General features: G+C 70.3%; 9 protein-coding genes. 5 read left to right on the top strand and 4 right to left on the bottom strand.

Annotation, left to right across the window (positions count from 1 at the left end):
- Positions 1 to 35: 35 nt before the first annotated feature.
- Positions 36 to 1,460: an MFS transporter gene (locus HH310_RS27345; protein ID WP_169178527.1), complete on the bottom strand. Its 1,425-nt coding sequence runs from the start codon at positions 1,458 to 1,460 to the stop codon at positions 36 to 38.
- Positions 1,461 to 1,550: 90 nt separating this feature from the next.
- Between HH310_RS27345 and HH310_RS27340 the strand changes: the two genes are divergently transcribed.
- Both HH310_RS27340 and HH310_RS27335 read left to right on the top strand, forming a co-directional pair.
- Positions 1,551 to 2,213, top strand: a complete 663-nt coding sequence (locus HH310_RS27340; protein ID WP_312034353.1) for a TetR family transcriptional regulator — start codon at positions 1,551 to 1,553, stop codon at positions 2,211 to 2,213.
- 46 nt (positions 2,214 to 2,259) lie between these two features.
- Positions 2,260 to 2,859, top strand: a complete 600-nt coding sequence (locus tag HH310_RS27335; RefSeq protein ID WP_169178525.1) for a DsbA family protein — start codon at positions 2,260 to 2,262, stop codon at positions 2,857 to 2,859.
- Here the strand turns inward: HH310_RS27335 and HH310_RS27330 are convergent.
- Positions 2,856 to 3,452, bottom strand: coding sequence for a CGNR zinc finger domain-containing protein (locus HH310_RS27330; RefSeq protein WP_169178524.1), 597 nt, complete (start codon positions 3,450 to 3,452; stop codon positions 2,856 to 2,858). The genes HH310_RS27335 and HH310_RS27330 overlap by 4 nt on opposite strands.
- 121 nt (positions 3,453 to 3,573) lie before the next feature.
- On the opposite strand from HH310_RS27330, the gene HH310_RS27325 reads away from it, so the two are divergent.
- Complete coding sequence (locus HH310_RS27325) at positions 3,574 to 4,602, top strand: zinc-binding dehydrogenase (protein ID WP_169178523.1); 1,029 nt, start codon at positions 3,574 to 3,576, stop codon at positions 4,600 to 4,602.
- A gap of 4 nt (positions 4,603 to 4,606) precedes the next feature.
- Positions 4,607 to 5,809 carry an NAD(P)/FAD-dependent oxidoreductase gene (locus HH310_RS27320; protein ID WP_169178522.1) on the top strand — a complete coding sequence of 401 codons (1,203 nt, stop codon included), beginning with the start codon at positions 4,607 to 4,609 and terminating at the stop codon, positions 5,807 to 5,809.
- Positions 5,810 to 6,542: 733 nt separating this feature from the next.
- Here HH310_RS27320 and HH310_RS44945 read toward each other — a convergent pair.
- Entirely contained in the window at positions 6,543 to 8,603 is a 2,061-nt protein-coding gene (locus tag HH310_RS44945) for a protein kinase domain-containing protein (RefSeq protein WP_169178521.1), read from the bottom strand.
- 252 nt (positions 8,604 to 8,855) lie between these two features.
- Here HH310_RS44945 and HH310_RS27310 point away from each other — a divergent pair, with 252 nt between their 5' ends.
- Complete coding sequence (locus HH310_RS27310; RefSeq protein ID WP_169178520.1) at positions 8,856 to 10,166, top strand: cellulase family glycosylhydrolase; 1,311 nt, start codon at positions 8,856 to 8,858, stop codon at positions 10,164 to 10,166.
- On the opposite strand, the gene HH310_RS27305 is transcribed toward HH310_RS27310, so the two are convergent.
- Positions 10,064 to 11,497 carry a DedA family protein gene (locus HH310_RS27305; RefSeq protein ID WP_169178519.1) on the bottom strand — a complete coding sequence of 478 codons (1,434 nt, stop codon included), beginning with the start codon at positions 11,495 to 11,497 and terminating at the stop codon, positions 10,064 to 10,066. The genes HH310_RS27310 and HH310_RS27305 overlap by 103 nt on opposite strands.
- Positions 11,498 to 11,510 lie beyond the last annotated feature (13 nt).

Raw genomic sequence — 11,510 nt, 5'->3', positions numbered from 1 at the left:
GCCACCCCGGACAACGTGCGGATCGATGAACAGTTCTAGATGGCTGCGATAACTTCCTTTTCTGGCACGACCTCCGGCTCGCTCGCCCCGGTGTGCCGCAGCGCGATCCAGCTGACCACCGCGCCGGCCGCGATCAGGGCCGCCGCGACGAGCAGCGAGAACTGGTAGCCCTGCAGGTAGCGGTGCAGTTCGGTGCCGGTGGCGGCGTTCGAGCGGTTGGTCAGGATGGCGCCGAGGATCGTGATGCCGAGCAGGCCGAACACCTCGCGGGAGACGTTGAGCATGCCCGAGGCGATGCCGGCCCGCTCGGTCGGCAGCGCCGAGACGATCACGTTGGTGAGCGGCACGAGCACGCCGCCGCCGAGCCCGTAGAGCACGAACCACGGGAGCAGATCCCAATAGGTGGTGCCCTCGCCGTACAGGGAGATGCCGGCGATCGCCGCGGCCATCAGCGCGAGTGAGACGGAGACCGTGCGGGCCGTCCCGAAACGCGCCTCCAGCCTGGGCGCCAGTGTCGCCATCACGGCCAGGACCAGCGCCATCGGCACGAACGCGGCGCCCGCCTCGGTGGGCGAGAAGCCGAGCACGTTCTGCATGTAGATGGCCGTGTAGAAGTAGATGCCGAAGACGCCGAACGCCCACAGGCCGATCGCGACCAGGCCACCGCTGAACACGCGCTGCCGGAAGACGGCCAGGTCGATCATCGGGTTGGCCGAGCGCGACTCGATGACGAGGAAGGCGGCCGCACCCACCGCGGCGAGGGCGAAGGCGCCCAGGATGTCCGGCGAGGTCCAGCCCCGCGACTCGCCTTCGATCAGGGCGTACGTGAGGGCGAACAGCGCGATCGACGAGCTGAGCAGGCCGGGCATGTCGAAGCCGCGGCGACCGGTCCGGCGCTGCGAGGCCGGGATGCTGACCGCGGCCAGCACGGCGGTCGCGATGCCGATCGGCACGTTGATCAGGAAGATCCAGCCCCAGGACGCGTGCTGGCTGAGCCAGCCCCCGGTGAGCGGGCCGATGGCCAGCGCGAGGGCGCCGACGCCGCCCCAGACACCGAACGCGGTGGCGCGTTCGCGCGGCTCCGGGAACAGCGCCGGGAGCAGGGCCAGCGCGGCCGGGGTGAGCAGGGCGGCGCCGATCCCCTGGACGGCCCGCGCGCCGATCAGCATTTCCTGGTTCTGCGCCAGGCCGGCGGCGACCGAGGCGAGCGTGAACACGCCGAGGCCGGTGAAGAAGGTGCCGCGGGCGCCGAGCACGTCGGAGATGCGGCCACCGGCGAGCAGCAGTCCGGCGAAGACCAGGATGTACGCGCTCGCGATCCATTCCAGTCCTTCGATGCTCAGCTGAAGATCTCGCTGGATCGACGGCAGCGCCACGTTGACGACGTTGTTGTCGAGATACGTCATGAAGGTGCCGAGAGCGACCGCGAACAGCCCCCACCACCTGCGGTTTTTCTCCATCAGGTCCCCCTGTACGGTGTCCGTGTACGTCGTCCAAGTACGCCGTACATGTACGGTGTATATGACACCTGTACGTTGTATGGTTGTCAAGTGGCAGGCGAAAAACTGACGAAGGCTGCGGTCGCCGAGCGCGCGTTGCGCCTCGGGGACGAGGCCGGCGTGGACGCGGTGACGATCCGCCGGCTGGCGCAGGAGCTGGGGGTGACCCCGATGGCCCTGTACTGGCACTTCAAGAACAAGGACGAGCTCCTGCAGGGCGTCGTCGATCACGCGCTCAGCGGCGTGCGGGCCGACCGCACGACCGGCGATCCGTGGCAGAAGCAGCTCCGCTCGATGGTGGAGACGCTGGTCACGGTGATGCGGAGGCATCCGGTCCTGCCCGACCTGCTGTTCTCGGTCGAGAAGGACACGGTGCTGAGCTTCAACCGGGCCACCGACGACGCGCTCGCCCTGCTCCGCGACGGTGGCTTCAGCGTTCAGGAGGGCTGGTGGATCGCGACGTACCTGCTGCACGGCTCGATCGGCCTGGTCCGGGCCCAGCCGGACTGTCCGTCGAACGTCCCGCCCGAGCAGGCCGGGGAGTGGCGGCGGCAGCGCCGGCTCAAGATCGAGCGCCTGCCGGCCGACGAGTTCCCGATGCTGGTGGCCTTCGCCGGCACGTACGCCGAGCCACAGGACACCGAGGCCTTCTATACGTTCGGGGTCAACCTGCTGATGGCGGGGGTCGAGGCCGCGGCGCAGCGCCGGGAGTGACGAAGCGCCCCTTACATAGTTGCTTGCGCAAGCGTATTTTTTGGGCGTGACCAAAGTCGACTTCTATTTCGACCCCGCCTGCCCCTTCGCCTGGATCTCCTCCCGCTGGATTCTCGAGGTCGCGCGCCAGCGCGACCTCGACCTTCGGTTCCGAGTCATGAGCCTGTACGTGCTCAACGAAGACCGTGAACTCGACGAGAAGTACCGGTCCTTCCTCGATCGCGCGATCGGACCGGTGCGGGTCCTGACCGCCGCCGCCGAGAAGCACGGCGAGGAGGTTCTCGCGGACCTCTACACCGCCCTCGGCACCCGCATCCACAACCAGGGCAACAAGGACTTCCCGGCGGTGATCCGGGAAGCGCTCGCCGAGGTCGGCCTGCCCGCGGAACTGGCCGACGCCGCCGAGAGCACCGACTACGACGAGGCCCTGCGCAAGAGCCACCACGAAGGCATGGACCCGGTCGGCATGGAGGTCGGGACGCCGACCATCCACATTGACGGGATCGCGTTCTTCGGCCCGGTGCTGAACAGCATTCCCCGTGGTGCGGACGCCCTGCGGATCTTCGACGGTGCCGTGGCGCTCGCGTCCTATCCGGACTTCTTCGAGCTCAAGCGGACGCGTACGGGATCGCTGAATTTCTCCTAAATGGACGTTGGTCGGGCGGCGTTGCGGCGTCGCTCGGTCAGCCGGCTGGACTTCACGGCGGTGCCGCAGTCGTCCATCGAGCACCACCGGCGCGAGGCGTTGCGGCTGCGGTCCAGGAAGAGAAAGCCGCATCGCGGACACGCGCGCAGCCGGCTCCGGTCGGCGTGGCGGACCAGGTCGACGAGGGCGTCGGCCAGCCGGTCCGGGATCCGGTGGGCGGCCTCGGTGCCGACGTGCAGAACCGCTCGGCCCTCGCCCGCGGGGTGCAGCGCCGAGCGGGCGATCGCCTCGGTCCAGCGCCAGGTGAGCGCGTCCAGGTCGCGGCCGTCGAGCACGGGATCGATCAGCGCGCGCAAGGTCAGCGTGTCGCGCCGGGCAGTCTCGGCCGAGACCGGTGCGGCCGCCCAGGCCTCGGCGACCTCCGCGGCCTCGTCGCCGCTTAGCAAGCCGACCAGTTTTGCCCAGGTCAGGAGCGCGGCGGGGTCGGTCAGATAGTCGGTGCCATCCGGGCCGCGCGGTGCGACCGTATTCGCCAGGTCGAGCGCCGGGTGGCCGCCGACGATGCGCAGTCCATCGAGATCTCCCGTTCCCATGTCTCCACTGTAACGCCAAACGGTGGTAGCATTCCTGAGGGCAGCACCCCCACTGCAAGTGGCGCCTGCTGCTGGCCGAGCCGAGGCGCGCCCGTCAGCTTGTCGGTGCAGACTGATCGCCATGCGCGCATTCGTGATCACCGGGCCCGGCAAGTCCGAGGTGATCGAGGTGGAACCGCCGGTCGCCCGGGCCGGCGAGGTCGTCGTGGACGTGGAACGGGCCGGCGTGTGCGGCACCGACATGGAGTTCTACTCGGGCGACATGGCATACCTGGCCAGCGGCGACGCGACGTACCCGATCCGCATCGGCCATGAATGGTGCGGCGTCGTGTCGGCGGTGGGTTCCGCGGTTTCGCCGGAATGGATCGGCCGCCGCGTGACCGGCGACACCATGCTCGGCTGCGGACGATGTCGCTTATGCCGCACCGGCCGCCAGCACACCTGCGCCGACCGGTACGAGATCGGCATCCGGCACGGCTGGCCCGGCGCGCTGGCCGAACAGCTCGCGGTGCCGGTGACGGCGTTGCTGCCGCTTCCCGATGCCGTCAATTCCATGCTGGGCGCGCTGGTCGAGCCCGGCGGTACGGCTCGGCGTGCGGTGCAGGCGACCGATCCGGTGCCGGGCAAACCGGTGCTGGTGACCGGCCCCGGCACGATCGGCCTGCTGGTCGCGATGTTCGCCGCCGCGCGCGGCATGGACGTGCACCTGCTCGGCGCCGACCCCGGCTCACTGGAGTTCGCCCGCTCGCTGGGCTTCGAGCAGGTGTGGACCAGGGACACGCTCCCGCCGGTGCCGTTCGACGCGATCGTCGACGCCACCAACGCGGCTTCGCTGCCCGCTTTCGCGATCGACCGGGTCGAGCCGGGCGGCCGGGTGGTTTACATCGGGCTCTCCGGCGAGCCGTCGCTCATCGACACCCGGCGTGCCGTTCTGAAAGACCTGACCGTGGTGGGCGTGCTGAGTGCGTCCGGCGGTCTGGCCGACACGATTGAGGCGTACGCGTCCGGTGCGGTCGATCCCCGCCCCCTGGTCGCCGAGACGGTTGGCCTGGATCAGGTCGCCGACCTTCTGGCCGGTCACCGCCGTAGTGTTGCGGCAGGTGAGCGGCGCGGTGCCGGTCCGAAGACACTTATCAATCCGCGAGGATGAAGCCATGACTTATGTCGTAGTCGGCGGCGGCCTGGCCGGCGCCAAGGCCGTCGAAACGCTGCGGGACGAGGGCTATACCGGCCCGATCACCCTTTTCTCGACCGAGACCGACCGGCCGTACGAACGTCCGCCGCTCTCCAAAGGCCTGCTCCTCGGTACGGACGAGCCGGACAGCCCGTTCGTCCACGAGTCCGGCTGGTACGCCGCACACGACGTGGACCTGCGCCTCGGCACCACGGTCACCGCGATCGACCGCGCCGCGAAGGTGGTCCGCACCGGCGAAGGTGAGTCGGTCACCTACGAGCGTCTGCTGCTCACGACCGGATCCTCGCCGCGCCCGCTTCCGGTCCCCGGCGGCGAACGCGCGCTGCTGCTGCGCACCCTGGAAGACTCGAAGCGCATCTCGGACGCGGTGACCAGCGACACCCGCGTGGTGATCATCGGGGCCGGCTGGATCGGCCTCGAGATCGCCGCGGCCGCCCGCAGCCGTGGCGCCGACGTCAGCGTCGTGGAGATGGCCGCCCTGCCGCTGCAGCGCGTGCTCGGCGACGAGATCGCCTCGGTCTTCGCCGACCTGCACCGCTCCAACGGCGTCAAACTCCACATGAACGCGCGGCTCGACCGGGTAACCGCCGACACGGTGGAGCTCGCCGACGGCACGTCGCTGCCCGCCGACGTGGTGATCGCCGGCATCGGCGTGACGCCGAACGTCGGCCTGGCCTCGGACGCCGGCCTCACCGTGGACAACGGCGTCCTGGTCGACCGCAGCCTCGCCACCAGCGACCCGGACATCTTCGCGGCCGGCGACATCGCCAATGTGGACCATCCGTTCCTGAAGGCCCGCGTCCGCGTCGAACACTGGGCGACCGCGCTGAACTCCGGCCCCGCCGCCGCCAAGGCGATGCTCGGCCAGGACGTCAGCTACGACCGCCTGCCGTACTTCTACACCGACCAGTACGACCTGGGCATGGAGTACACGGGCTGGGTCGACCCGAGCGCCGCCGCCCCCGAGGTGGTCATCCGGGGCAACGTCGCCACCCGCGAGTTCATCGCCTTCTGGCTGGTGAACGGCAAGGTGGTGGCCGGCATGAACGTCAACATCTGGGACGTGACCGACCAGGTCGACGCCCTGATCCGCTCGGGCGTCGAGGTGGACCGCGCCCGCCTGGCCAACCCCGACGTCCCCCTGCCCGACCTGCACGCCTGACCGGTTTCCGGGGCGCCGCGTCGGCGGCACCCCGGTAGCCAACCAAGGGACTGCCGGCGCCGGCTCGGGAAACCGTCGATCCGGTGGCGTCCGTCTGACGGGCGATCCCGGCCGCAGCCCGGTGTCGCCAGGGTATGGGACGAACGTCTCCCGGCGGTGTCGCCTATTTAGACGGGTAAGTCCTAAGCCGAGTCAGCGGCCGCAAGCGAATCAGCGGCCGCAGGCGAGTAAGCGGCCGCAGGCGAGTCGGCGATGTGATCGCCGTCCGTCCGCCAGCCAGCCCCGACCCACCCCTCTCGCATATCCGACATTTCCTGAGATTCGTCGGATTGACTGGGCCGCTGGACGGGCGGGCTCGGCGCGCGGCCGCGCGGCGCTTCCATTCCGTGAGACGGGCGACCGCCTGCTGAGACCCGCGCCCGCATCATGGACCCACCGTCCACGATGCGGGATCAGCGTCCATTGTAGAGAGTATCTTTGTCACGTAACGAGGCTTTCGCCCGTCAGACTTCTCCGGCCGAATGTGAACCTTGGAGAGTTATGGCTCGTATGTGGGCACAACTCTCCAAGGTTCACAAAAATCCATGATGTGACCACGGTGTCCCACATAGCGGGACCGCCCGGCCGCGAACGGATCGCCACGGCGCCTCAGCTCCGGCACCACCACACCACTGCGCCCGGCGCGGACGTATCGGCGGCGCACGCGAACGCGCAGCGCCGCCGTCCTCTCACGTCAGTAGTGCCACTTCTGGTTGCCGGTGCCGCCGCAGTCCCAGATCTGGGCGCGCACGTTGTTGCCCGCGTCGTGGTCCTGGACGTCGACGCAGCGGTCCGGCTGCATGGCGACCAGGTCGTACGAGGGCTTCAGGGTGAACTTCTGGTTGGACGCGCCGGTGCAGGAGGCGGTGTGCAGGCCGGCGCCGTTCTGGACGCCGGCCAGCTGGACGCACTTGCCGAGGACGCGCAGGGTGCCGTCGCCGGGGAAGCTGAACTTCTGGCTGTCCACGCCCTGGCACTGCCACAACTTGATGTAGCCGCTCGGGTCCCGGGCGTCCAGGCAGGTCGACGTCTCGAAGCTGGAGATCTGCTTGCCGACCGCGGGCGGGTGCGCCGGCGGTTTCGTGGTGGCCGGCGGCGTCGTCGGGACCGTGGTGGGTCCGCCGCCACCGGTGGGCGGTGGGGCTCCGGGCGTGGTGGGGATCGGCTGGCCCGGCGGCGGTGGCGACGAGGGGGCGCCCGGCGGCAGTGCCGGGGTGGACGCGCCGGCGCTGGTGGAGGGCCTCGGGACCGCGCCGGAGTTGCTGGGCGCGCCGGGCTGCTCCGGGTTGCCCCAGATCGCCGACGACTCGCCGTCCGGGTTCTGGGCCGCGGCGGCCGTGTCGCCGGTCGCGGGCGAGTCCGTGAGCAACGGCCGGGTCACCGCGACACCGACGGCGATCAGGATCACGGCGAGGCCGGCGCCGACCGCCCACCAGCGGCGCGAGGTGCGGTTCGGCCGGGTCGGGTCGGACGACAGCGTCGAAAAGGCGGGGGCGGGCGCGGGGCTGCCGGCCGGGTTGCCGGTTTCGCCGAGCTTTGCCTTATCTCCCGATTTTTCGAGTTTTTTCGTGGCGGGCGGCGCGGAGCCATTGGCCGCTGGCTGCCCGGAGCCGTTGGCGTCGCGCTGGGCAAAGGGATGCGAGGCGGGCCCGTTCGGGCCGGGCTGGGCGAAGGCATTGGGGGCGGGCTGCGCAAACCCGTTCGGGGCGGGCTGCGCAAACCCGTTCGGGGCGGGCTGCGCAAACCCGTTCGGGGCGGGCTGCGCAAACCCGTTCGGGGCGGGCTGGGCGGACCCGTTCGGGGCGGGCTGGGGGGAGGCGTTCGGGCGCCTGGGCGCCGGGTGGCCCGCGGTCGACGGCCCGGGGACCGAATGGCCGGACGTCGGATACCCGAGGGACGACTGCCCGGGGCCCGGCCGCGGGGACACCTCGGGCATCACCCCGTTAGCCGCGTCCCGCAGCAGCCGCTCCGCCTCATCCGCGTACGCGCGCTCCGACGGATCCTTCCGCAGTAACGCCTCCAGAGCCGGCCCCAGCACCCCGGCCCGCTGCGGCACCGGCGGCGGGTCCACCATCAGCGCGGCCAGCGTCGCCATCGGGGACGACTTCACGTACGGCGGCCGGCCCTCCACCGCGGCGAACAACGTCGCGCCCAGCGACCACAGGTCCGAGCCGGGACGGGCCGGCTCGTCGAGCGCCCGCTCCGGCGCCAGATAGGACGGCGAGCCGAGCACCACCCCCGTACGGGTCATCGTCGAGTCGCCGGCCAGCGTCGCCAGGCCGAAGTCGGTCAGCACCACCCGGCCGTCGTCGGCGATCAGCACGTTCGCCGGCTTCACGTCGCGGTGCAGGATGCCCGCCCGGTGTGCCGCCTGCAGCGCGCCGAGCATTTCCAGCCCGATCCGCGCCACCCGCTCCGGCGGCATCGGCCCCTCGTCGTTGACGACGTCGAGCAGCGACCGCGACCGGACCAGCTCCATCACGATCCAGGGCGCGCCGCCCTCGGTCACGACGTCGAAGATCCGCACGACGTTGGGGTGGCTGACCTGGGCGATCGCGCGTGCTTCGCGGTTCGCCCGCTCGCGCAGGTCGCCGAGCTCGGCGGCGGACAGCCCGTCGGGGCTGATCTCTTTGATCGCGACATCGCGACCGAGCAACTCGTCGCGTGCCTCCCAGACGCGGCCCATGCCGCCCTCGCCCAGCAAACTTACCAGCCGGTAACGCGCAGCAAGGAGGCCGTGTGGTATATCGGACACGACGGCACCGTACCGACCTCAGGGCTTGTCATGGGGACGGTAGCCATGCGTCAATCCTTCGCTTGAGATCACATTTACGCTGGTCAGAACCCCGGTGTGAAGTGGCTTACATCGGCACGCGGCACGGGGTATGGCGCGCATCACGCCACATATTGATGGATTGCTATGGAGCGAAGGGCCCAGTAGCGTACTTAGGCACTACTTCGGTGCGAATCGTGGGCGCGCCGTCTCTCTCCTACCAAAAGGTTGGTCATGAAGAGACGACTCACCACGTACGCCGCCGCGGTGCTCGCGGCCCTCGCTTCCGTCCTGTTCTTCGTGCGTCCCGCGTACGCGGCGACCGGCCTGCACATCAGCGGCCGCACTATCGTCGAGGCGAACGGCCAGCCCTTCGTCATGCGCGGCATCAACCATCCGCACGCCTGGTACGCGAGTCAGACCAGCTCGTTCGCGGCGATCAAGGCGGCCGGCGCCAACTCCGTACGCGTGGTGCTCAGCGGCGGGCGCTGGACGACCAACACCGCCTCGGACGTCGCGAACGTCATCAGCATGTGCAAACAGAACAAGCTGATCTGCGTGCTGGAGGACCACGACACCACCGGTTACGGGGAGGACGGCGCGGCGTACACCCTGGATCAGTCGGTCAACTACTGGATCGGCCTGAAGAGCGTGCTGGTGGGCCAGGAGGACTACGTCGTCATCAACATCGGCAACGAGCCGATCGGCAACACCAACCCGGCCCAGTGGACGAGTGCCACCACCGCCGCGATCCAGAAGATGCGCACCAACGGCTTCCAGCACCTGCTGATGATCGACGCGCCGAACTGGGGTCAGGACTGGCAGTTTGTCATGCGGGACAACGCGCAGACCGTCCTGAACGCCGACACCCAGCACAACACGGTGCTGTCGATTCACATGTACGCGGTTTTCCATACCGCAGCGTCGATCACGTCCTACTTGGACTACTTCCAGAGCCGCGGCTGGCCGCTCGTGGTGGGCGAGTTCGGCTGGCAGTTCGCCGCCGGTGAGGTCGACGACCAGACCGTGATGTCGGCCGCCGTGACTCGCGGCATCGGGTACCTAGGCTGGTCCTGGTCCGGCAACACGGATCCCATCCTGGACATGACGACCGGCTTCAACCCGGCGCAGCTGACCACCTGGGGCCAGCGGATCGTGAACGGCACCAACGGCCTGAAGGCCACCGCCAAGCAGGCCACGATCTACGGCGAAGGCGGCGGCGGCCCGAGCACGCCGCCGCCGACGGCCGGCTGCGCCGCCGCGTACACGTCAATAGGACAGTGGAATGGCGGCTTCCAGGGCGAGGTCAAGGTCACCGCGGGCAGCGCCGCCATCAACGGCTGGACGGTAACGCTGACCTTCGCGAACGGCCAGGCCGTCACCCAGTCCTGGAACGCGACCCTAACCAGCAACGGCGCCACGGTCACCGCACGCAACGCCGGCTACAACGGCCGCCTCTCCGCCGGGGCCACCGCCACCTTCGGCTTCCTCGGCTCGTGGAACGGCACCAACAACGCACCCACCCTCTCCTGCACCGCGAGCTGAGCGATCCACCCGCGGGCGCGGCGCACCAACGCCGCGACCGCGGGTCCAGCCGGATCCTCCCGATCGAGCCGGCCGGACCAGATCGCCGCGTTCAGCGCCGCCCACGCGGCGCCCAGCAGCAACGCGGCGATCGTCTCGCTCAGCCGGCTCCAGCCCAGGTAGACCCACGACCCGGCGCTGACCGTCGCCAGCGTGACCGCGGCCGCCCACACCACCGTCCGCAGCGAGCGGGGCAGATGCCGGCCGATCAGCCAGGCCAGCAGACCGCACGCGGCGGCGAGCGGCGCCACCGAACCACCGGCCAGCTGCGCGAGCCGGGCACCCGCGGCGACCGGCAACGGTCCGTCGAACTCGGTCACCGGCGGGAAGAACACGACCTCCGGCGGCGACCAGCCCTTCCAGTTCACCGCCAGCACAAGGACCGCCAGCGGCACGACCGGGCCGAGCGCCAGCAGCATTCCGGCCGCGTCGCGCCGGCCCCGCCGCCGCGCCGCCCACCAGGAGCCGAGCGACACCAGCGCGGCGACGAACAGCAGCTGCGGCCACTCGATCGTGGTGGCCGCGTCCAGCGCGAAAAGATATCCGTCGGACGTCCATTGGCCACGAGCCCAGAAAGCAACGGCCGCGTCCGCCGAAGCGAGCCCGCTGAACCGGACCACCAGCGGAACGACCAGCACCAGCACGATCGCCAGGACAGTGAGCGCACCGAGGCTCAGCACCACCGACGACCCCAGCCGGCTCCACCGGCCCGGGTGCCGGCCGAACCAGCGACCCGCCAGCACCAGGCCGACGACCATCGCGGCGAAGACCGCCAGCGCGCCACCGGCCTGGCCGACGCGCGCCGCGAGCACGTGATACGACGCCCCGGCCAGGTACGACGCGCCGACCATCCACAGTGACCAGAGGACCCCGGAGGGCATCTGCCGCATCGCGAACCGCCGGTACGGCATACCGTTCAGTCCGGCCAGCCGCGGCACCAGGGTCCGCGCGCCGACCAGCCACTGGCCGAGGAACACGGCCCGCCCGCCGTAGCGCTGGAAGAGCCGATCGGCGCGCTCCCAGCGCTCCGGACGGCGGGCACGCAGTTTCGGGCCGGTGCGCTTCCCGGAGGCGTACGCGAGGGAACCGCCCAGCACGGCGGCGAGCGCGCCCACCAGGATGGCCGGCACCACGGCCACCACGCCCGCGTTCGCCAGCAACCCCATCGCGATCAGCGCCGTCGCGGCCGGCAGAACCAGTCCGGCGACGAACGCCGATTCCGCCGCCACGAGCAGCGCCACGACGGCGTACACGAGAAGGGGTGGAAGTCCCCCGAGAAACTCATCGACCACAGCTGAACCCTAG

The organism is Actinoplanes sp. TBRC 11911, assembly GCF_012933445.1.
Classification (GTDB): domain Bacteria; phylum Actinomycetota; class Actinomycetes; order Mycobacteriales; family Micromonosporaceae; genus Actinoplanes.
The sequence above is the reverse complement of the archived record's forward strand: the minus strand, read 5'-3'. Positions and strand labels throughout refer to the sequence as shown.